The 22,087-nt window shown below is 46.5% G+C and carries 24 protein-coding genes; 15 read left to right on the forward strand and 9 right to left on the reverse strand.

What is annotated here, in order from left to right; genetic code table 11:
• The 8 genes from PF479_RS12985 to PF479_RS20835 form a co-directional block, all read left to right on the forward strand.
• Window positions 1-779: N-acyl homoserine lactonase family protein (locus PF479_RS12985; protein WP_367277240.1), on the forward strand; the 779-nt coding region annotated here is incomplete at its 5' end.
• 143 nt (window positions 780-922) lie between these two features.
• A complete protein-coding gene (locus PF479_RS12990; RefSeq protein WP_298007298.1) occupies window positions 923-2,155 on the forward strand; it encodes a Tm-1-like ATP-binding domain-containing protein in 1,233 nt (410 codons plus the stop codon).
• 5 nt (window positions 2,156-2,160) lie between these two features.
• A complete protein-coding gene (locus PF479_RS12995) occupies window positions 2,161-3,135 on the forward strand; it encodes a sugar-binding transcriptional regulator (RefSeq protein ID WP_298007300.1) in 975 nt (324 codons plus the stop codon).
• Window positions 3,125-3,709, forward strand: a complete 585-nt coding sequence (locus tag PF479_RS13000; RefSeq protein ID WP_298007302.1) for a class II aldolase/adducin family protein — start codon at window positions 3,125-3,127, stop codon at window positions 3,707-3,709. Before PF479_RS12995 ends, PF479_RS13000 begins: the two co-directional genes overlap by 11 nt.
• A 95-nt stretch (window positions 3,710-3,804) precedes the next feature.
• Entirely contained in the window at window positions 3,805-5,109 is a 1,305-nt protein-coding gene (locus PF479_RS13005) for a RuBisCO large subunit C-terminal-like domain-containing protein (protein ID WP_298007304.1), read from the forward strand.
• Window positions 5,106-5,555: an RpiB/LacA/LacB family sugar-phosphate isomerase gene (locus PF479_RS13010; RefSeq protein WP_298007305.1), complete on the forward strand. Its 450-nt coding sequence runs from the start codon at window positions 5,106-5,108 to the stop codon at window positions 5,553-5,555. Before PF479_RS13005 ends, PF479_RS13010 begins: the two co-directional genes overlap by 4 nt.
• 4 nt (window positions 5,556-5,559) lie before the next feature.
• Complete coding sequence (locus tag PF479_RS13015) at window positions 5,560-5,832, forward strand: uroporphyrinogen decarboxylase family protein (protein WP_298007306.1); 273 nt, start codon at window positions 5,560-5,562, stop codon at window positions 5,830-5,832.
• Between the two features lie 20 nt (window positions 5,833-5,852).
• Window positions 5,853-5,966 (forward strand): hypothetical protein, encoded by a 114-nt coding sequence (locus PF479_RS20835; RefSeq protein WP_367277241.1) that lies wholly within the window; start codon window positions 5,853-5,855, stop codon window positions 5,964-5,966.
• A gap of 111 nt (window positions 5,967-6,077) precedes the next feature.
• Here the strand turns inward: PF479_RS20835 and PF479_RS13020 are convergent, their stop codons facing one another.
• The 4 genes from PF479_RS13020 to PF479_RS13035 all read right to left on the reverse strand — a co-directional run bounded on the left by PF479_RS13020 (window position 6,078) and on the right by PF479_RS13035 (window position 9,871).
• Window positions 6,078-6,800 carry a class II aldolase/adducin family protein gene (locus PF479_RS13020; protein ID WP_298007307.1) on the reverse strand — a complete coding sequence of 241 codons (723 nt, stop codon included), beginning with the start codon at window positions 6,798-6,800 and terminating at the stop codon, window positions 6,078-6,080.
• A gap of 123 nt (window positions 6,801-6,923) precedes the next feature.
• The gene (locus tag PF479_RS13025) at window positions 6,924-7,784 is read right to left on the reverse strand and encodes a sugar phosphate isomerase/epimerase (protein WP_298007309.1); all 861 of its coding nucleotides are present in this window, start codon (window positions 7,782-7,784) and stop codon (window positions 6,924-6,926) included.
• Window positions 7,785-7,826: 42 nt separating this feature from the next.
• Complete coding sequence (locus PF479_RS13030; RefSeq protein WP_298007311.1) at window positions 7,827-8,774, reverse strand: sugar kinase; 948 nt, start codon at window positions 8,772-8,774, stop codon at window positions 7,827-7,829.
• Between the two features lie 182 nt (window positions 8,775-8,956).
• Window positions 8,957-9,871, reverse strand: coding sequence for an aldose 1-epimerase family protein (locus PF479_RS13035; RefSeq protein ID WP_298007313.1), 915 nt, complete (start codon window positions 9,869-9,871; stop codon window positions 8,957-8,959).
• Between the two features lie 28 nt (window positions 9,872-9,899).
• On the opposite strand from PF479_RS13035, the gene PF479_RS13040 reads away from it, so the two are divergent.
• A complete protein-coding gene (locus PF479_RS13040; protein WP_298007315.1) occupies window positions 9,900-10,910 on the forward strand; it encodes a LacI family DNA-binding transcriptional regulator in 1,011 nt (336 codons plus the stop codon).
• Here PF479_RS13040 and PF479_RS13045 read toward each other — a convergent pair.
• The gene (locus PF479_RS13045) at window positions 10,907-11,617 is read right to left on the reverse strand and encodes a lysoplasmalogenase (RefSeq protein WP_298007317.1); all 711 of its coding nucleotides are present in this window, start codon (window positions 11,615-11,617) and stop codon (window positions 10,907-10,909) included. The genes PF479_RS13040 and PF479_RS13045 overlap by 4 nt on opposite strands.
• Window positions 11,618-11,738: 121 nt before the next feature.
• Between PF479_RS13045 and PF479_RS13050 the strand changes: the two genes are divergently transcribed.
• The 4 genes from PF479_RS13050 to PF479_RS13065 are packed head-to-tail and all read left to right on the forward strand — an operon-like array spanning window position 11,739 to window position 15,307.
• Window positions 11,739-12,218, forward strand: a complete 480-nt coding sequence (locus PF479_RS13050; protein ID WP_298007319.1) for a chemotaxis protein CheW — start codon at window positions 11,739-11,741, stop codon at window positions 12,216-12,218.
• Between the two features lie 44 nt (window positions 12,219-12,262).
• Window positions 12,263-13,906, forward strand: coding sequence for an adenylate/guanylate cyclase domain-containing protein (locus PF479_RS13055; RefSeq protein ID WP_298007321.1), 1,644 nt, complete (start codon window positions 12,263-12,265; stop codon window positions 13,904-13,906).
• Window positions 13,899-14,474, forward strand: a complete 576-nt coding sequence (locus PF479_RS13060; protein ID WP_298007322.1) for a DNA-3-methyladenine glycosylase I — start codon at window positions 13,899-13,901, stop codon at window positions 14,472-14,474. Before PF479_RS13055 ends, PF479_RS13060 begins: the two co-directional genes overlap by 8 nt.
• A complete protein-coding gene (locus PF479_RS13065; RefSeq protein WP_298007324.1) occupies window positions 14,471-15,307 on the forward strand; it encodes an endo alpha-1,4 polygalactosaminidase in 837 nt (278 codons plus the stop codon). Before PF479_RS13060 ends, PF479_RS13065 begins: the two co-directional genes overlap by 4 nt.
• On the opposite strand, the gene PF479_RS13070 is transcribed toward PF479_RS13065, so the two are convergent.
• The 3 genes from PF479_RS13070 to PF479_RS13080 form a co-directional block, all read right to left on the reverse strand.
• Complete coding sequence (locus PF479_RS13070) at window positions 15,304-16,080, reverse strand: NUDIX domain-containing protein (protein ID WP_298007325.1); 777 nt, start codon at window positions 16,078-16,080, stop codon at window positions 15,304-15,306. The genes PF479_RS13065 and PF479_RS13070 overlap by 4 nt on opposite strands.
• A 4-nt stretch (window positions 16,081-16,084) precedes the next feature.
• Window positions 16,085-16,732 (reverse strand): ThuA domain-containing protein, encoded by a 648-nt coding sequence (locus PF479_RS13075; RefSeq protein WP_298007327.1) that lies wholly within the window; start codon window positions 16,730-16,732, stop codon window positions 16,085-16,087.
• A 485-nt stretch (window positions 16,733-17,217) separates the two neighbouring features.
• Window positions 17,218-18,324, reverse strand: coding sequence for a Gfo/Idh/MocA family oxidoreductase (locus PF479_RS13080; RefSeq protein WP_298007329.1), 1,107 nt, complete (start codon window positions 18,322-18,324; stop codon window positions 17,218-17,220).
• A 113-nt stretch (window positions 18,325-18,437) separates the two neighbouring features.
• Between PF479_RS13080 and PF479_RS13085 the strand changes: the two genes are divergently transcribed.
• Both PF479_RS13085 and PF479_RS13090 read left to right on the forward strand, forming a co-directional pair.
• Window positions 18,438-19,286 carry an AraC family transcriptional regulator gene (locus PF479_RS13085; RefSeq protein ID WP_298007330.1) on the forward strand — a complete coding sequence of 283 codons (849 nt, stop codon included), beginning with the start codon at window positions 18,438-18,440 and terminating at the stop codon, window positions 19,284-19,286.
• A 316-nt stretch (window positions 19,287-19,602) separates the two neighbouring features.
• The gene (locus PF479_RS13090; protein WP_298007332.1) at window positions 19,603-20,427 is read left to right on the forward strand and encodes an alpha/beta hydrolase; all 825 of its coding nucleotides are present in this window, start codon (window positions 19,603-19,605) and stop codon (window positions 20,425-20,427) included.
• Here PF479_RS13090 and PF479_RS13095 read toward each other — a convergent pair.
• The coding region (locus tag PF479_RS13095) for a glycoside hydrolase family 2 protein (RefSeq protein ID WP_298007334.1) at window positions 20,420-22,087 on the reverse strand (1,668 nt) is incomplete at its 5' end. The two genes, PF479_RS13090 and PF479_RS13095, sit on opposite strands and share 8 nt — an antisense overlap.

A 22,087-nucleotide genomic window follows, 5' to 3' on the forward strand; every position in this document is an offset into this window, starting at 1 on the left:
ATTATACAATTAAACCAATCAATACTGGTTTTGCGACGACCTCCAGATCAACCTACATATTTCATCATTCCACACATAAGTTTTATGACGTTACCGGTGAACAGGATCTGCCGGTTGTAGTTTTTCTGATTGAAGGTAACGGGCATAAGATTCTTGTAGACACAGGAATGTCAAACACAGAAATTGCCCATAAATATCACCATCCCGGATCTTCCCAGCCTGAAGGATATGCAATCTATGATCAGTTAGAAAAAATGGGTGTCAAGTGTGAAGAAATTGACACAGTTATTCTGACTCACCTGCATTGGGACCATTGCTATCATCTGAGCAGATTCACCAGGGCAAAATTCTACGTACAGAGTATTGAGTATGAGTTTGCTAAAAATCCGATTCCCCTCTATCACAAATCTTATGAGGACCCGTCTATCGGACTGACTCCACAATTTGAGGGTATCGATTTTGAATTACTGAATGGTGAGACCTCAGTTCTCGATGGTATCAGTGTCTATCTTAGCCCGGGTCATTCCATCGGACACCAGACAGTGGTGGTCAATACAACGGAAGGTGAATTCCATCTCTGCGGAGACCTGGTTTTCACCTATGACAATTTCAAGGAGATTCCTCAGATTGGTTATTCAATTACACCACCTGCCCGTTTTCAGGATGTTATCAATTCATGGAGGAGTATTGAAGAATGCAAAAAAAGGGCCGCCAGTATTGATCACATTTTACCGACTCATGAGATGGCTGTTCTGGATAGGAAAGTGATAGGCCAATAGGAACTATTGTAGGCCTTTCCTCATTTGTTCAGCCCATTGTTATCGGTGTGGTGATTATTGGAAATGTCTTTATGGATGCTTATTCCAAAAAACGGAGAGGTTTCTGATTTGATTCTGAGATTTGAAGGAAGTAACATCAAAACATGAAGAAAACAATAGCACTGCTGGCCAGCCTGGATACAAAGAGTAATGAAATTTCCTTCATGAGGAATTTGGTTGAACAGATGGGACACAATCCCTTTATCATCGACGTGGGAGCCAGAGTCTCTCCCGCAATGAAACCGGATATCACGGCACTGGAAGTGGCCCGGTCTGCGGGTGTCAATATCAAGTCTCTCATGGAACTGTCAAAGCTTGAAATGATTGAGATCCTGAAGTCAGGGATAAAAAATGTTGTCCGGGATCTTTTTAATCAGAAGCGGATTAACGGCATCCTTTCCATAGGTGGCCTTCAGAATACAGTGATTGCCGTTGAAGGCATGATGGAACTCTCCATCGGATTTCCCAAGATCATGGTGTCTACCGTAGCCAGCGGCAAGCGGTCCTTTGAATCGATTGTAGGATCAAAGGATATCATCGTTATTCCGTCAATTGTGGATTTTACCGGCTCCAATATGATTTCAGATACGATTCTGACCAATGCCGTCGCCGCCATGGTCGGTATGGTTGAAAAGGCGGGGAAACCAATTGATCCTACGGGGAAATTCATCATCGGAGCGACCCTGATGGGTGTTGTCAATGATGGTGTCGCCGGGGCTGTCGAAAAGGTCAGAAATGAAGGATTTGAGGTTTTAAGTTTTCACTCCACAGGAGTAGGCGGAGGAATCATGGAAGAGCTGATCCGTTCAGGAATGATCCACGCCGTCATGGATTTTTCTCTGCATGAAATGGTCTGTGAATGCTTCGGAGGTTATTCCTCCGGATCGGATAATCGGCTGGTGGCAGCCGGTGAAGCAGGAATACCTCAGATCATCGCCGTGGGGGCTGTGGATTTTCTGGACTATGAGACAGGTAATATACCCATCTCTCTGGAAGATAGAAAATATTTGAAGCATAATGCCGGGCTCTATCATATAAAGGCAAAAAAAGAGGAAATTCTCAAAGTCGGGAATCTCATTGCCCATCGTTTAAATGAAGCAAAGGGGCCTGTGACAGTGCTTCTGCCTCTCCGAGGATTCCGGCAGGCTACGGAGATCGGAGAGGCTTTATATGATCCGGAAGTGGATGCGGCACTTATAGAGTTTCTCAAAAAAGAGTTGAAACCTCATATCAGAATTGTAGAAATTGACAGCAACATAAATGGAGATGGATTTATCGATGTGGCTGTGAAGGAAGTATTGAATCTTATCTCTGACAATACTGAAAGGAAAGGATGAGAACCATGCCGAAACTGCCCAAGGATGATCTTGTTATCCGCTGTGCTTACCTTTTTTACAAGGAGAGACTCAACATAAAAGGCGTCGCTGAACGATTGGATATATCCCGTTTTAAAGTCTCTAGATATTTGAAAGAAGCTGAAGACGCCGGGATTGTAGAAGTCAGATTCAATATTCCCGATCTGCAGTATCAGTCACTGGCCATGGATATAGAAGAAATATTCCCTGTCAAACGGGTTGTGATCGTTCCCGTCTCAGCTGATATGAGTTCAGAGGATGTCAGGAGATCTGTAGGCCATAAGGGAACAGAAATTCTTAAAGAATTTCTGAATGATCTTTCCATTGGTGTCACCTGGGGAAGAACCATCGCAGATATGGTGCAGGATCTACCTGAAAGAGAGGTACAGTGCACATCCATAGCGGAATTGACAGGCGGTTTTGGAATGATCAGTCCTAAAATTTCAACCAGTTCTCTGGCTCCTCTGTTGGCCCAGAAGACGAATGCCCTCTGCTACCAGATGCATGGCCCGATACTCTCCAGTAATGTGACAATCGCACAGAGTCTTCTGTCGGACAACTCGATTGTACGAACCCTCAATGTGTCCAGAAAATGCGATGTCGCCATATTCGGTATGACTCCACTGAATAAGAATGCACTGCTCTACCGGTCAGATCTGATAACAGAACAGGATATTGAATATTTAAAAGGAAAGGGTGTCCTCGGAACGATTCTCGGCAGGTTTTTTAATGCCTCAGGGGAAGAAGTGGAGACTCCTTTTAAAGATCAGGCTGTTTCGATCAGCTGGAATAATTTTCTGAATATACCGGAAAGAATGGCTCTGATCGGGGGTGTGGAAAAAGCAAAATGCATTAGGAGCCTTATGAAAGCAGGAATTATGACCACGGTGATCATGGATAGTATAACCGCCAAAGCGGTATTGGAAGAAACCGATAGTAAAGGATCAGAAAATGAGTTATGAGAAAATAAAATCAGACATGAGAATGGCAGCTCAGAGAGCCTATGATATAAAACTTCAGTCTGGGGACGGTGGAAATCTGAGCGTCAGAGTTCCCGACCAGGATATGCTTCTGATCAAAGCCTCCGGGTGTTCCTTCGGTGAAATGAATGATGAAAATATCGTTCTCATCGATTTTGACGGTCAGATTGTTCTGGGTGATAAAATACCATCCCGTGAATATATGACCCATGTGGCGATCTATAAAGAACGCGGGGAAGTGCTGGCTATATTTCACAGCCACTCCCCCTGGTGTACTTCTGTTGCTGAGAAATTCGATACAATCCCCCCTATCTCACTCCCTCTGGAAATGAAAATTGGAAAAGTCCCTGTCCTGGATATGGGAGACAATCATGCCGATCAGGAAGTTGCAGATTCCGTCCGGCAATTCCTGAGAACGAATAGAGATATCACTTGTTTTATTCAGAAAAGACATGGTCTGTTTTCTTTTGGCAGCAACATTATCAAGGCAGAACACAATGCGGAACTGATGGAGGAAGGTTCGCAGGTAGGGTTTCTTGCAAGTATGAAAATTTAAATAACATAAAAATACAGACCAGATAACTTCAAAAACAATCCGGTCCATAGATGAGTTCTAAATCCTAAATACCAATAATACTCAGGAGTTTACGTATGAAACATGAAAAAGCTTTCTTTTCTAAATGGGAAGATCTAGATCAGGAGAAATATCTCATCCTGGATTACTACTTTGAATCAACAATTGATCCCTATGTGGCGGCAGCTCATCTCTGTCAGGAACAATCCACGGCCCAATGGAAGAGAGTCGATGTGGATGAGGATCTGAGACCTCAATTCGGCTCAAAAGTCATCGATCTGCAGGTTGAAAGACAGCCTGAAACTCCCTCCCTGCCCTATCAGGTCGAGACCTGGGAAAAACTCTGGGGAGCCCGTGTTAAAATTGCTTACCCCATTGCGAATTTCGGCCCCAGAATCCCCAATATGCTCACGGCTGTAGGAGGAGAAGGTGTCTACTACAGCCCTGGGATTTACGCCATAAAACTCCATGACATAATTTTCCCCCATGAATATCTTGAACAGTTTGAAGGTCCGAAGTTTGGTATCGAAGGGCTCAGAGAGTGGACCGGAGTTTATGACCGGCCCTTCTTTCTCGGAGTGATCAAACCCAATATCGGGCTGGCCCCGGAACCTTTTGGAGAGCTGGCCTATAAAAGCTGGATGGGTGGGTTGGATATTGCCAAAGACGATGAACTTCTCTGTGATACGGAGTGGTCCCCCTTTGCTGAAAGAACAAGGGTACTCGGCCGCTTAAGAAAAGAAGCTGAAGAAAAAACAGGGAAGCGCTGTGTCTATCTGGCGAATATTACTGATGAGGTAGACAAAATGGTGGAACTCCACGATATCGGCGTGAAAAACGGAGCAGATATGCTCATGATAAATGCCATGTGTACAGGACTGTCCGCTGTCCGGATGGTTCGGAAGCACACAGAAGTCCCCCTCGTGGCCCATTTTGATTTTATTGCTCCTTTTACAAAAGCCCCTTTTTATGGCGTCCACTCCCGGGTCATAACCAAACTTCAAAGGCTTTCCGGCTGCGATATGGTAATTTTCTCAGGCTTGGGTGACAGAATGAAAACACCTCAGAATGAGGTGATGGAGAATATCAACAGCTGTACAGATGATATGGGACCTATTAAAAAATCACTGCCCATCCCTGCAGGCAGCCAGTGGGCAGGGTCTTTCGGCCCTCTGTATAAAATGATGGGACATAGAGATTTTGCGGTTGTTCCCGGACGAGCCGTCTTCGGACATCCCAGCGGTCCGACTGCAGGAGCTATCAGCCTGCATCAGGGCTGGGAGGCCACTGCAAAGGGTATCCCTCTGGAAGAATACGCTAAAAATCACAAAGAACTCGCTCAGGCTATTAAACAATTTACAGGTAAGGAGATTGAACAATGAGATATGCAATAGGCTGTGATCCCAATGCGATGGAGATGAAATTACTCTTAGCTGAAGACTTAAAATCGGCCGGTCACAGTGTGACCGATATGGGAAGTGAAGATGTAATTTACGCCAATGTTGCTATTAAAGTGGCAGAGGCGGTGGCTTCGGGGGAATATGATAAGGGGGTTCTGGTCTGTGGTACCGGGATTGGCATGAACATTGCCGCCAACAAGGTAAAAGGAGCTTATGCCGCACTTGTCACAGATGCATTATCTGCCGAAAAAGCAAGAACAAGTAACAATGCAAATATAATATGCATGGGAGCCAATACCCTGGCTTACCCACTGGCAAGAAAACTTTTAGAAATATGGGACCGACAGGAATTTGATACGTCTTCTCCTTCAGCTCCCAAGGTGGATGCATTTGTCAATTATGATAAATCCAGAAATAAAAGGGTATAGCTAAATGCGACCGAGAGAGAGAATTGAATGCGTTTTAAACAATAGAACACCCGACTATATTCCGATATTCCCGAAAATAAGCCATGCCGTATGCAGAGTCATCAAGGGGATGTCCATGCATGATTACATGACAGATCCTCGAAATATGGCTAATGCAATTATAGCTGCAGCAAAGGTTTACGGCTGGGATGGTGTCGGTATTATGACAGATATTGCCAATGAAGGAATGGCCATTGGGAGTAAGTTTAAAATACCCCGGGTGAAGTCTATGATTTAACATCAACCCTGATAAAAAAAGTGAAACCCCAGGGCAGATTCATCCTGGGAAGCAGTTGTGAAATATCCGTAGAAACCCCGCCGGCTAATCTGCATGCCTTTGTGAAAGCAGGAAGAGATTATGGACATTATTAAAACAGGAAGAGCCCCCCACGCAGACAATAAATGACACCCCGGATAGAGTTCATCAGGAGAACTCTTCAACTGATATCAATTCTTAAAAGACACTGGAGTATTGATGCAGAATTATTCTTTGTAAAACAAATCCGTCAGTTTTTTAATTGTACGAGGATCCCCCGGACGGGGCATATTTCTTGACGAAAGAGTTCTTTCCATATTCATAACTTCCTCTATTGAAATGGACCCGACTTTTCCCAGACGGAAAGCCACAGAAGCAGAGACCGCCATGGCTTCTGTCATTTCCAGCAGGTCCACAGCCCGCTCGATACCTTCACTACTTCCCAAAGTGATACCATGATTCTGCATGAGCCAGGCATTGGACTGTGAGGCATATTTCTCGAATTGGGCAGCTAATTCATCCGAGACAGGTTCTGCATAGGGCACCGTGAGAACCGGACCGACTTCAAGAACAGGTTCAGGGAGCAGTGGACGGGTCAGAAGATCCTGATCCACCATAGAAAACCCCGTCAAAACGGGGGGATGGGCATGTACCAGAGCATTCAAGTCCGGCCTGAAGCGATACAAGGCAAGATGCATCGGGGTTTCGCCCGTAGGCATTCTCCCCGGTGATTCGAATAAGACATCCCCATGATCATCAATGATGACAATATCATCAAACTGCATTTTTCTTTTGACGACTTTGGTAGGTGTAATCAGAAAGACCTTTTGTTCTACCCGATAAGAGAGATTTCCTCCATGAGATGTTACATATCCCAATTCACCAAGTCGAATGGCCGCAAGAACGAGTTCATTGATTTCATCCTTAAATTTTTTCTGATACGAATTCATTGTATACCCCTGTTTGTTAGCTTAGATTCCGGCTTGTGTGGTTGATTTATTAATCATCTTAAATACATAATCAAACAAGATCTTAATCGGGAGGACTCCCAAAAGTAGTCATACACAGATAAATTACATTAAATTCCTTACAAAATTCAAAGACTGCACAATCTGAGCATCATAATCACTTAAATCCATTATTTCCCGGTACAGACTGACCGCAGATCCAACTTCCCCCCCAGGTTTGACAAAGGGCTCCATTGTAATAGGTTTATCGTAGTTCATGGCCTTGAGTGTTTCAAAAATAATTTTCCAGGGCATTGAACCAAGACCCGGAAATTTTCTGTTATTCTCACCAATATGGAAATACCTCAGATGTTCAATAGACTTGATAATGGCAGTTACCATTGAATCCTCTTCAATGTTCATATGGAATGTATCTAAATGGATACCAAGATTGGGAGAATCCACTTCCGAGATGTATGACAAAGCTTCATCACAGTTATTGATTAAAAAGTTCTCAAACCGATTCACAACTTCAATATTGAAATAAACACCCAAATCTTCAAAGGTCCTTGACGCCTCTTTCATGGATACAACACTATTTTTCCAATACTCTTTCTTCTCTTCCAGACTGTCAATTTTCCCGTTCCATGCACCATGGACAATACCGCTGCAGTCAGAAATCCCTGCTTTAGACATAGCTTTGGCAATATCCTTCAAAACGGTCAAGCCGGCTTCTCGCTTCATTTTATCAGGTGATCCGATATCTTCGGCCGGAGACATCCCGAGACTGAGGGTCAGTGCAAGATCATTCTTTGCGGCCTCGTCCTTGAAAGCAGCGATATTCTCATCACTCATATTCTTCAAATAGAGAGCACCGAATTCCAGAAGATCAAATCCCATTGATTTAACTTTAGAAATCAAGGGCATCTGATCATCATCCCAATGACTCACAAAACTTCCATAATGGATACCAATTTTATTATTCATACTCACTCCTGTAATTTTTATTTCTTTCCTATTTTTAAGCAATTATTCTGCATCACTCATAAAATCATGATGAATCAATTTCATGTCTCCCCCCATGGGGCCATAAACTGTGGAATTGATCGCTCCTGCTTTTGATGCATAATTCCCGGCATCTTCCAAAGACATATCCTCAGCCAGACCACAGAGGAAGGCTGCATCAAAGGAGTCTCCTGCTCCGGTGGGATCAACGATTTCCAGAACTCTCTCGATAGGATAAATGGGAATATCCACCTGCTTATCCCGGGTATAGATGGTGGAACCACACTTACCCTTTTTTAAGTGGATGATTTCCATTTTAGGATATTTACTGAATACATCCTTCACAGCCTCATCAACATCGGAGGAATCAGAAAACATCAGCAATTCATCAACACCGGGGAGAAAGATGGATGTTTGATCAATCACCGGACCAACAACATCATATAAATTTTTATCCCCCAGAAGCTCGGGTCTGAGATTGGGATCAAAGGAAATTCGGGCTCCTTTCGAACCGGCCCATTCAACGGCCCTGCAGATATTTTCCTGCAGGGAGTCATTAACCATGAGAGAACAGCCCATGACATGAAAATAGTCGGGGACGGTTTGACCTGATTCATCAAACTTAACATCTCCGGCGGGAGTGCCGTCTATATGATAGATAAATTCACGGCTGCCATCTGAGGAATAGGAGACAAAAGCAACCGCTGTGGCTCCTTTACCGGAAACTGTGATATTTGAACAGTCAACCCCATCTGATTCCAGCCGGTCAATCAGCAGTTCTCCAAATTTATCCTTTGCCACACCCCCCCAGATCTTTGCTTCATGGTTTAACTGGGAAACAGTAGAAATGAATATAGCCGGAGCTCCAGATGGGTATGGGCCCAAAAAATTACCTGTTTGATTTAAGGGTGAATCAACCGAATCTCTCATAATCTCAACCAGGATTTCTCCTATAGTGTAAATTCTAGCCATAATGAACTCTCTCCACTCGTGATCATTTATTTATCCAGAACAATAAGGACATTCGCTTAACCTGACTGGCTCAATAACAGACTTTCCAGGTTATGTGCTGGGAGGGGGATTAAGAAATAATCCAGTCATCCATAGGACTTACTGGATTATTCTTAGTGATATCGGCCCTGATTTCTATGGAATCAGGTCAGAGTCAGACTGTAGGAACAGGAAAAGTCTTCTTTCCCCTTCAGCCTGACCAGGCCCTCCTTCTTATTAAAATCAGCAGAATCTCCCACAGTTGAATCGACACCGAACCAGGGTTCCAGGCAGACATAAGGAGCCTTCTTTCCAGCCATAGTCCAGATACCGAAATCAGGGAATCCAGTAAAATCCATGGTGACCGATGAGGGGGATTTGTCTGATTTAAGGGTCACCCTGTCGGACTCCAGTCCTGAGAGTATGATGGCTCCACGATCAAAGAGACTGTGATCCAGGCCTAAGCGCTTCTGACTCTGAATGACAGGAGATGATTCTCCGCTTAAATATTCGTCTTTGTAACGACGGCTGATGGTTTCCTCTTTGTTGAATTCGAGATAATAATCCCCAAAGGCCGTGTTTCCCGACAGGGGACAGTTAAAACCGGGATGAGCTCCGATGGAAAAAAGACTCTCCCGGCTTTCCGGGTTTTTCACAGAATAACTCACTAATAATGCGGAGCCTTTCAGTGTGTATGAAATGTCCAGAATAAAGGCAAAGGGAAACGCTTTCTGCGTCTCCGATGAGTCCTTCAACCGGAGGAGACAGGAATCTTCGGTCTTTTCCACAATGTCGAAGACGCTCTTCCTGGCAAATCCATGATTATCCATTGTGAAGGTCTTTCCCTCATACTCCCAGCCGCTGGGGAGTGCTTTTCCAATGATGGGAAACAGCTGAGGGGAACTGGCATTCCACGAATCAGGACTCCCCTGCCAGAGGTATTCCTTTCCATCCAGTTTCAGGCTTTTCAGTTCTGCTCCCAGAGGATCGATGGACGCGTTTATACGGTCATTTTTCAATTGAATCATAGGGAAGGGTACACCCATATACCCCGGGGATGCAACAGATTCACTTGCCAAAGAGACCTCCCCCTTATAGAGTGAAATCATGAAGCGCACCATGAAAGATCTGGCTGAAGAGCTGGGCATTTCCAGAACAACAGTATCTCTGGTATTGAAGGGTAAGGCAGATCAGTACAGGATCAGTATGGAAACACAGAAAAGGATTCTTGATCTCGTGGAAAAGGAAGGTTATAAACCCAACTACTTTGCTCAGGGGCTGAATAATGGAAAGACAATGACAATCGGGGTGATTTTTCCTGACGTCTTCGAAGAATTCATGGTGGCAATGATCCGGGGTATCGGGGAAGTAATGGAAGCAGAGGATTACACAATGATCCTGATGACCAGCCGCTTCAGCCAGGGAAGAGAGAAAAAAAATATTGAAGAACTTCTACACCGGGGAATAGACGGGATGCTGCTCATTCCCAGTTGTGACTTCAGGGGGAATTGGGAGAAACGGATTCATCTGAGTAAGGCTCAGTTGAAAATGACTCCCCTGGTCCAGATAGACAGAGTCACCGACTCCTGGCAGGGTTCATCTGTGGTTCAGGATGACAGGATGGGGGGGATCTGGGCTGCCGAGTATCTTCAACAAATGGGCTGCCGGGAAATGGCAGTTGTATCACTGGACCTGTCTGCATCCTCCATCAGAGGCAGAATAACAGGATTCGCCAGCATCATCCCCGAATATCACAGCATACTGCTCAAGGAACAGAACAGGCAAAGCGATGATTTAAACATTGCCCTGGAGAAAATGCTACTGGATGCGCCTAATCAGACCCCCCGGGGATTTTTTGTGACCACCGCAGGACTCGCCATCAGGGTCAAAGAAATACTCCTGGACAGAGGACTTTCATTGAATAAGGATTATTTTCTGGTTCGCTTTGGAGAAGATCCCCAGGGCTACAGAAGCGGCATGGCCTGTATCGGTCAGCCCCATTATGAGATGGGAAGAGAAGCGGCACGCCTCCTTGTCAGGCAGATCCAAGGCGGTAAAAGTGAAAGAAGAATGATCCTCCCTGTGTCGTCTCCCCAAAAGTCTCCTCGAATGTCTTAGCCAGCGAATTGAACAAACCCCAGAATCAAGAGGAACTGACCGGCCAGGTAGGTCGTCATGGTCAGGACACGTTCATGGGGAATTTCCTCTACAAAGCGATTCCAGGCGTTCATTGTGTCGGAAATCATAAAGATCAGGGCTCCCGATACAGCGAGGGTCACAGCTCTGGTTGCTTGCGTGGAAAAGCAGAGAGTAGTGGATGCTCCCATCAAGGCAATGACTGAAATATATAGGGTGACGGGGATAAAGAGTTTCCCCATGAAATCTTTCATCTTAAGAAAAACAATAAGGCCGAACAAAAGAAAGCCTGCCGCCAAAACAACCCCTATGAGGGGTAATCCGGACAGACGGCCCTTCATAAAGAAAGCACCGACATAGAAAATATGTCCCAGTAAAAAGAAAACAAGACCAAGCTTAAACCAGGTTTTTTGTTCACCCCTGTCAGGAACCATCAAAAACAGATCACCCAGCCATCCACCGGCCAGAGCCGCAACAAGGAGAGGCGACACACTCGGTGCAGAGTTGAAATAGAAGAGAGCCAGAAGAGGGATCAAAAAGGGTTTACTGATATGCCGGATAGTCCTGGAATCGATGACTTCACCAAAGATATGAAGGAGAGAAATGAGTAGAAAAGGCAGGGAAGGAAGGAAGAACATTGAATAAACTCCTGAAAAAAAAGTGGTGACAAACCATTTTATTCCTCCCATCGGGTTCTCTGTCAATAAAAATTCACCAGGAAGAGAATTTAATATGTAACAGTAACAATAAATTTTACATTTACACACATAAGATTTATCCTTTTAATAGGAAGAGACTCTGGAGGAAATTATGATAGAAACCAAGCTGAACCAATATCTGACTTTTACAGTTGCCAGTGAACAATATGCAATCAATGTCACTCATATCAGAGAAGTCCTTGAATTTCAGTCTGTATCGAAGGTTCCCAGGATGCCCGATTTCATGAGAGGGATCATCAACCTCCGGGGCAGCGTGGTGCCCGTGCTGGACCTCAAGATGAAATTCGGACTGGGAGAAACTGAAAAAGACATTGATACCAGTGTAATCGTCACAGAGATGACCATGGATGGTGATACTGTCGTCATCGGTCTTCTCACCGATGCTGTCAGCGAAGTACTGGAATTGGAAGACGATGAAATCGAACCAACACCCTATATCGGGACAAAGGTAAATACCGAGTTTATCCGGGGCATGGGAAAAAAAGGGGATGCATTTATCATCATACTGGATATCAACAAAGTCCTGACCCATCAGGAGATTGTCTCTGCCGTATCAGAAACAAGCAGCTGAAAATCTTCATTGCTCTTTAAGCGGGATCAGCCTAACCTTATAGTATGAACTCTGACATAAAAGTACTCCAAATTAAACAAAAGTTGAGTGTGGTTTGTGACCGGGCCATTGAAGAGTGTCTCCTCGAAAAACTACCCATCCGCAAAGCCCTGGCCAAGATACTCCCCCTGATCTGCCGGATCATCGGTGCCCGGGAGATGATGATCAGGACCATGGATGAAAACCTCAAACAAATTTCAATGAAATCCAAAGGCTTTCTGGAGGCCTGGACTCTTCTGGTCCCCAGTGAAATGCCCGGGGATGAGTTTAAACCCAGAAATTTCCCTCTGGAAGATGCAAATCTGGTGGTAGCCTCCCTGGATGTTGTGGACAGAGTCATTGGCCTGTGTGCTTTTGCTTTTAAAGGAGATTTAACTCCCCGGGAGATCAGCCTCAAGGCCGACCTTGTGAATACGGCAGCAGAACTTCTGGACAACTTTCTGGAGGGGATTGCCTCAAATGCCAGAAAACAGAGCATAATCCTGTTTGCCACAGAAGCCCTCCGGGACAGGATCTTCGAAGCCGGAGCCGATAAAGCGGTGAAGCTGCTGTGCGAAGAACTCAAGCTGGCCGAGTTCATACTGGTCTACGGTGATATGGATACCACTACCGGTGAGGATCTCCGTTACCGGTTCTACAAGAAGGGTGAAATGCTTCATAATTCCATCGACAACCCGGATGAAACCTATCTGAACATCCTCAATGACAAAGATAAAGCCCTGAATGCAAAAGACCGATCCTTTTCCGCCCTCCTCTCCGGGGATGGTATTCAGGAAAAGGCCCTTCAAAACGGGATGAACACCAATCTTATCGGAAAGTTCATCATCCGCCCCGAAGGAGGGGGGTTGAATCCTGAAAGCCGGGACATCATCAGGATTTTTGCAGAATGCCTCTGTCAGAGACTCTTTGACTACAACAGGGAACGCCGCTACCTGTCCAGGTGCTTTTGCGCCAAGGATGTTCAGCGCCTTCTGGGAGAACCCGATTTCTACAACAAGTACCTCAGCCCCAGGGAAGAGGACATCGTCATCTTTTTTACGGACATCACATCCTTTACATCTATTTGTGAAAAAGCTCTGAACAATGCCTCGGAGATTGGAGACCTGGTTAACCGCTGGTCCCGCATGGTACTGGACGTCCTTTACCGATACGACGGTGTCTTTGATAAAATGGTAGGAGACTGTGTAATCGGACTCTTTGGACCACCCTTTTTCGAATCCTCAATGGAACAAAGAACTGAAAATGCACTATCTGCCGCGGCAGCCATCGTCAAAGGAACCATTGAATTGGGTCAGGCCATGGGGCTGGAAGAACGGATCATCAAGGCCAATGTGGCGGACCACCTGACCACATCCAATGGGATTCACTGTGGTCCCACCTCTGTCGGGTTTTTTGGTCCCAACGAAGATTATACAGGATTTTCATCCGCCATGAATCATGCCGCACGCCTCCAGGGACATGCCTCGGGAGGAGAGGTACTGGTCACGACGATCCTGCTGGAAAATTTACCCGGCGGCCCTCTGGGGATCGCCCCCCAGGAGGATTTAACCGTAGACTTTGCCGGTCCATGGGAAATTGCCGTTAAGAATGTAACAAAACCTCTGGAATACTACCGCTGTTTTTTCAACAAGGAAGTCAAATATGTCTAAACAGCGCTGCTCCTGGTGCGGAAGCGATCCACTTTACACGGCCTATCATGATGAGGAGTGGGGGGTCCCGGTCTATGATAACGAGAGGAAACACTTTGAAAACCTGATCCTTGAATCCGCTCAGGCCGGACTCAGCTGGATTACGATACTCAAGCGAAGAGAAACCTACAGACTGGCTTACAAGGGGTTTGATCCCCAGGTCATCGCCTCCTGGGGGGAGGAGGATGTTTTAAGACTCCTTCAGGACCCTGGTGTGATCCGAAACAGGCGTAAAATTGAATCATCCATCAACAATGCCCGCTGTTTCCTCGTGGTGAAGGAGGAGTTCGGCAGTTTTTCAGACTATTACTGGCACTTCCAGGAGGGCCGGCCCATCCTTAACAATTGGGAAAAAGAAGAGCAGATCCCTGCGCTAACCTCCCTTTCAGAAATCATCTCCAAAGACATGAAGAAAAGAGGATTCTCCTTTTTGGGCCCCACCGTCACCTATGCAAATATGCAGTCTGTGGGCATGGTCAATGATCATCTCCGGAGTTGTTTCAGATATAAGGAGGTGATTGATTCATGAGGATACCGGGATTGATTCTTTTTTCTGTACTCCTACTCCTTTCCTGCAGCAGTACAGAAAAGGAATTGCCGAAACCCGAAGGGAACAGTGACGCTCTGGCGGTGTATAACCAGGCCTACCATGAGAACTTTGAACCCGACAGCCTGTCCCTCATCCTGGAGGAAGCCGAGAATGCCTACATCCTGCTGGACCCTTTTCAGGATGAAGATATCAGTGATGCCCTGCCCCCCCTGAAAGCCCGGGGAAATCAATTGGCGGCGTACATCAGTATCGGGACCGGAGAAGACTGGCGGTCCGACTTTGACCAGATCAAACCATTCCTGGCAGTCAATCCTTGGGGTGATTGGGAGGGAGAATATTTTGTCAGTCAGACCGACAACGGGATTCTGGTATTTATGAAGGCTAGAATCGACAAGATTGCGGCATGGGGATTTGACTGGGTGGAATTTGACAATATGGACTGGATCTTTGATGAAGAAACCAGAAATGAGTATGCACTGGAAGCCACGGAAGCCCAGGGATTAACGTATGTCCAGGCGCTCAGATCTTATGCGGTCGGCAAGGGATTGAAATGCATGGCCAAGAACTGGCGCTCCGGGGCAGAGAACTTTGATGGGGTGACCTTCGAGTCCTACTCAGATGACAAAAACTGGTGGGAAAGCTCCGATCTGCAGGACTTTCTGGCAGAGAAGAAACCGGGAATCATCGTCCACTACAACGAGAGGGACTGCGACGGAGTCTACAGGGAGTATATGGGTATATATGGGGAGTCTCTGTCTTATATTGCAGAATCCAGAGTTGAAAAAGCCTATATCCATTATAACGGGGATTAATCTCCAGGAGCGAAAAACATCTCATGACTCTCGGCGGTCCCGTAATCCTCAATCTGATTGATGGCCAGTCCTACTGTATTCACAGTGGTTGAAACAATCTTCCTGTTGAAGGGATGGGTATCAGGATGATTCAGATACTCTTCCAGAGGCATCCAGAGGGCTTCAGAAATCTCTGATGTATCGATGGTGATCTCTGTGCTGAGAGGTTTTAATCGGCAGACAAAATAAATATCCGACAACCCGTAACGGTAGCCGTGAAAGTGTCGAAAACAGTTGAGAGAGATAAATTCACTCCGTATTCCCGTCTCTTCCAGGACCTCCCTGACCACCGCATCGGCAATATGTTCACCCGGGTCAAGAGCCCCGCCGGGAAGCTTATAATGCCGCTTGGTATGATACTTTTCCTGAATCACAAGGATACGGTTCTCCTCATCGATCAAGACACCCCCCGCTCCCAGATAGTGGGTGGCATAACCGGGAATAAAGGCCCCGGGAATAAGCTGTAGAGTCAGTTGCAGACCATTCTTGTCGGCATGATGATATGTAAATCCCAGTGCAACAGCGGTTTCCACAAAGCCGGATTTCCCCAAGGGCAGAAACAACCAGACCAGTTGAAGATTCTGAGAACGAAGATCTGTCAATGTATCAGAAAGAGCTTTCTGAAAATCCGACTTATGGGCGGGAAGACTGTTCTCATCCAGAACAGCTCCCCCAAAGGGGTTAACTTCATAATTAAGGAGTGCCATGGTTAACTTTACAGGGAAATGGCCCATGAAATCAACTGCTGGCCCAGAGCATTCCCCTGGTCATGATCTCCTTTAAACCCGCCGTTTCAAAGTCGGCAGCCACATGTCCAAAGGAGGCATAAAATACCCTGGCTTTCCCGAAATGCCTCTTCCAGGCGACAGGCATGACCGTCCCGGCGATCCACTCGATTCCCTCCTGATTCCCCTTAAAAGTGGTAGTAGCCAACACTTCATTGTTGGGGTCCACATGCATGTAATACTGCTCCGAATGCATTTTGAACTCTTTGAATCCGGAGACAATTGGATCATCCGATGTGATTTGAATGGAGTAATCAATGACGCCGCCGGGATGGGCCACCCATTGTCCACCCACCATGAACTGATACTCCACATTGGAGCGGAAACTGTCTCCCATCCCGCCGTGCCATCCGGCAATACCGCAGCCTGCCAGCACAGTGTCTTTCAGTCCCGTCCACTGTTCCTTACTGATCTCACTCATGGTCCAAACCGGAACAATCAGATTGAGGGAATCCATCAGAGCCTTGTCGGTATAACAGTCCATGTTGTCGGTAAAGACGACTTCATAGCCCTTTTCTTTTAAAATCGATTCAAAGATACGGCCGCAGGCTTCGGGTTCATGACCATCCCAGCCTCCCCATGTAATAAGTGCTTTTTTCATATGATGCTCCTTTTATCTACCAGGGTCTATTTCCTACCAGGGGTCAAATTCCTACCAAGGGTCAATTTCCTACCAAGGTCTATTTCCTACCAGGGTCTATTTCCTACCAGGGCTGGTTTACAGCCCTGGTGTTCTTATCGCTCAGGGCCTAAGGGGGTTTACAGCCTTGGTGTTTTTCTCGCTCAGGGCCTAAGGGGGTTTACAGCCTTGGTGTTTTTCTCGCTCAGGGCCGAAGGGGGTTTACAGCCCTGGTGTTCTTATCGCTCAGGGCCGAAGGGGGTTTACAGCCTTGGTGTTTTTCTCAATCAGGTCGAAGGGCCTTGGTGTTTTTTTCACTGAGGCCTAAGGGTCAAATTCCTACCAAGGCTGGTTTACAGCCTTGGTGTTTTTCTCAATCAGGCCGAAGGGCCTTGGTGTTTTTCTCGCTCAGGGCCGAAGGGGGTTTACAGCCTTGGTGTTTTTTTCACTGAGGCCTAAGGGCCTGGTTAGAGTTCTCCGATAGCCAGTCCCAGATCTAGTATTTCAGGCTGTTCCACTGTTGATTCAATATTCACTAAAGACCCGCTTAGGCTGGAATCTTCAAAGGCCAGCATGGTATCCAGGACATGAAAAGCCAGATTTCCCGAGGCTCTGTAAGGCCTGCCTGTTTCAATGCCCCGGGCCATATCGGCAAGCCCGATTCCCCGGCTGTTCTCATCATAGGGAAAGGCATACAAGGGTATATCTAAAGCCTTTTCATCCCCCTTCCGGAACAATCGAACTGGCCCGCCGAAGGTATTGGGATCGGGAATCAACAGGCTTCCCTTCGTACCATGAATCTCAATCCGGGGTGCCTCGCTTTTAAAGACATCAAAACTCATGCTCATCAACCCGGTGACTCCGCTTTCAAATTCGAATAAGCCCTTATAGTCGGTCCATGTATTCACATCGATGACCTGACCTTTTGTAGATTCGGCCGAGCAGATTCTCTGATTAAAAGCCTTTCCGGTTTTTCCAAAAACACTTGAAACAGGCCCCAGCAGACTGACCAGAGCCGTCAGGTAGTAGGGACCCATATCCAGCATGGGTCCTCCTCCCGGCTGGTAATAAAATCCCGGACCGGGATGCCAGCTTTCATGACCGGGACAGAGCATAAAGGCATAGGCTGAATGAGGAATCCCGATCACGCCTTCGTCAATAAGCTTCCGGCAGGTCTGCATTCCTGCTCCCAGAAAGGTATCGGGAGCACACCCCGTTTTCAAGCCCTTCTCTGAGGCCAGAGTCAGAACAGACATGCCATCTTCCCGATTCAGCGCAAAAGGTTTTTCACAATAAACATGTTTTCCATGATGCAAAGCCATTGTATTGATCCGGGCATGATGCTCGGGGGTCGTTAAATTCAGGACGATGTCTATGTCCTTCCGATTTAACAACACATCCGTCGAATATACGGGAACTCCGTATTTCTCACTCTTTTCTTCTCTTCTGGATGGATCCAGATCACTGCAGCCCATGATCCTGATCTGAGTAAATTTCTCAGTGATATTCTGAAAGTAAATATCGCTGATAGTCCCGCATCCTATGATGCCGATATTCATGATTTTATGTTTCAACCCTGCCTCCCCGAGACCTCCGGATGTAATTTTCATCCTTTTTTTTTCAATTTACCAGTCATGAGATCAGAAATAAATGGTTTTTTTTCTAAATCCATGGATAATATTGTCATATGTCACTCTTTAATCAAAACCATTTTTATCATATGGAATCCTTTCCCCGGATCTATCCAGCCGGCCAGGAAGTGCAGTCCATCGGCTATATGAAAGCCAAAAAGGACTGGATCAAACATTCCTTTGCCTCCATGAATTTTTCCTTTATCCTCTCTGGACGGGGGTATTATTCCTCCGGGGGAGTGCTCCACCCTGTACAGGCACCCGTGGTGATCACCCAAAGCCCGGGAGTCCCCATGCACTACGGCCCCGACAGAGTCTGGGAAGAGCTGTTCTTTATATTTCCAGCAAGCTGCCACTCCTGGTTTGAAACCAGGGGATTCCTGAAGACTCCTTTCTGGAAGATTCATCAGACAGGAGACATCATCACCCAGATCAGAGATATGTTTTATAATGTCTCCCGGAACCAGATAAGGTCGGATCAGATAGACATAGCCATTCAGAGACTGATCCTTGATTCCCGGATGGAGTCATCTCTGCCCCGGGAATCACCTCTTCAGATTTTCATTCATAAACTTCATAGAGAGATGGAACAGGACTGTACCGCCTCCTTTGATTTTCATGCCCTTGTCCGGGAGCGGGGATACAGTCCCTCCAGTTTCCGCCGCACCTGGGAGAAGATGTTTGAAGTCCCTCCCGGTCAAATTCAGATTGAGTTCAGAATGAGGCAAGCCTGCCGGATGCTGGCGGAAACAGATCTGCCGGTCAAGGAAATAGCAGGGGAACTGGGTTACTCGGATCCTCTCTATTTTTCAAAACTCTTTAAGAAAAAAAGAACGGAAAGCCCCGGGCAATACCGAAAGAGAACCAGAGAACCCTACTTCAGTTCTCACTTTGGTTCCCGGTAATTCACTCTTGATTTCTCTATTATGAATGTTTGTTCTGTTTTCAAATCATTTTCCCTTCAGGAGGACGTATATGTCTACAATTGTTTTGGTAACAGGTCCTGTTCAGGGGAAATTCCGAATCTGACATTTCCGATTCCAATCCTCAAAGATTAATCAACTCAGTCTGAGAACAGGACTCCTTTAATAAAGCATTTATTCAGGAGAAATATCATTGAACCAAATACCAAAAAGAGGTGACAAAAGAGAGGAGAAACAGATAGACTATAATGTCCTATATCCAAAGATCCAGTAAGTAAAAGAATGGAGGAGAGTACACTTGGAAGACATCATCAGCACGATGCAGATAACTTTGAGGGATCAGGCTGAAATCGCCGGTGAATCCAGCCCTAGTCTCCTCCCCTTTTTTCTGAAGGATTCCAAAATCCGTCCCTGTATCCTTGTCCTTCCGGGAGGTGGTTATGGTTTTACCTCCCCCCGGGAAGCAGAACCCATTGCCAGGGCCTACAACAAGCAGGGATTTCATGTCCTGGTTCTCCACTACCGGGTAGCACCTCACCGTCACCCTGCACCTCTTCTGGATGCCTCCAATACACTGGCACTGCTGAGAAGCCAGGCGGCGGAACTGAAAGTTGATAGAAAACGAATCGTTCTTTGCGGTTTCTCCGCCGGAGGCCATCTGGCGGCCTCTTTAGCTGTGCACTGGAAGAAAGATTACCTTCAAAATGATATTTGCGGCCGCCCCGGACTGAACCGTCCCAATGGACTGATCCTGTCCTATCCCGTCATCACTCAGGGAAAGCATGCTCACCAGGATTCCTTTGACAACCTGCTGGGACCCGGAGCAGATCCGGCGCTGCTGGAAGAGATGAGCCTTGAAAAGCAGGTGAACAGCTCCATGCCTCCCTGCTTTCTCTGGCACACCCTGGATGATGCATTGGTTCCGGTAGAAAACTCACTGCTTTTTGCTGAAGCCATGAAGAAGGAGAGTATTCCTTTTGAATTGCACATTTATCCTGAAGGCCCCCACGGCCTGTCACTGGCAACTGCCGCAACCGATGAATCCGGTGACGGCAGCATGACAGTTCCTCATCTTTCAGGATGGCTTGAACTCAGTGCCCGCTGGGTGAAAGAGTTTATCTGACCTTCCATCGGCTGAAAAATTTCTGGAGCACAAAAAACGCCAGTTTTCTATGTGACTTATCCGCCGAGAGCAGACCTTTCAAATTATACCCCTGCTGGAATCTGTTACATCGGACAGGAGTCCGGAAGTCATAGAGTATCCAGGGGGTGATACCCGCAATCCAGTCTTGTTTCTCAAAACAGCGGATCTGTTCTTCATAGGTTCTTTCCTGATACTCCTCGGTAAACATTTCATTCCGCCCACCGTGATGTCCTGCCTTGGCTCCGGCACCGAACTCGGTGATAATCACAGGTTTGTCCGGGTTGCTATTGGCAAAGAACTGTTCCAACTGGTCAAAATGCGGATTATACCAGCCGAAATACTCGTTAATCCCGATGATATCCAGCTTGGATGCCAAGCGGTCATCAATTTTCATCTTCTGCTGATCCCACAAACAGGCTGCTGAAACGGCTCTTGTATCATCCAGTGTTCGGGCCAGATCGGCCAGACCGCCCATAAAAGCAAGCCGGTCATCTGTATCTGGATTTTCATTCCCCACTGACCAGATGATGACACTGGGCCGGTTGTAGTCCCGCTTGATCAATTCGGTCAGCTGTTGCCTTCCATTCGAGATGGTTTCTTCATTTTCAAAAAGGATGGCCCAGTACACAGGGATCTCTTCCCAAAGCAGAATGCCGACTTCATCGGCAATCCTGGCAGCCTGTTCCGTATGAGGATAGTGAGCCAGTCGTACAAAGTTGCCCTTCAGCTCTTTCACAAGAGAAAAGTTTTCTCGGATTTCATCATTTGTCACCGATTTCCCGTTAGGAACCGACTCTTCGTGGCTGCATACACCCTTGAGTTTGATGGACGTTCCGTTCAGAAAGATCTGTGTTCCTTCCACCCTGATTTCCCGGAATCCCGTCCTTTCCTGGATGGAATCAATACCAGCTGTGACATACACATCATAGAGCTTTGGATTTTCAGGGCTCCAGAGTTCGGGGGAACAGGTAAGTTCGAGACTCCCCTTTCCATTCTTCAATTTTATGGATTCTATGATGCCCAGTTCAGGAATCTTCAGTTCAGCAGAATCCGCAGAACCCTCGAGGAGAACTTCCGCCTTGATTTTTCCAAATTGACTTCCCGGGACCAGAGCTATTTTGAATTCCCTGATAAATGACTTGGGAAGACGGAAGAGCTCTATCGAACGGTAGAGTCCGCCATAATTATACCAGTCTGTAAAAATAGTAGGGATCCGCCCGGGAGTTCTGGTATTGTTGACAGAGAGAAGAATCCGGTTATCCTCCAGAAGATGCTCAGTCACATCCAGGTAGAAGGGAGTATCTCCTCCCTCGTGGTAACCCAGGAATGTTCCGTTTAAAAAAACCATGGCATTGTGATAGGCTGCCCCGATTTTCAGTACGACCTTTTCCAGGGCATCCACATCATATTTAAAGGTTCTCGTGTAGACCATGGAACCTTCAAAGAGTTTGTACTGCTCCTGCTCGGTATTCCATGTGGAAGGTACGTTGATCGTATCCCACTGGTCGAAATCCCAGTCCCAGGGGAGGGTCCAGCCTTCCCCGTCCTTCCTAGGTTCGGTAAACCATTCCTGTCTCAGGCATGTATCATAGACATCGGCATGGTGGTTCCAGATTCCATCGAGTTTTTCACTCTTTCT

The sequence above is a fragment of the Oceanispirochaeta sp. genome (genome assembly GCF_027859075.1).
GTDB lineage: Bacteria > Spirochaetota > Spirochaetia > DSM-2461 > DSM-2461 > Oceanispirochaeta.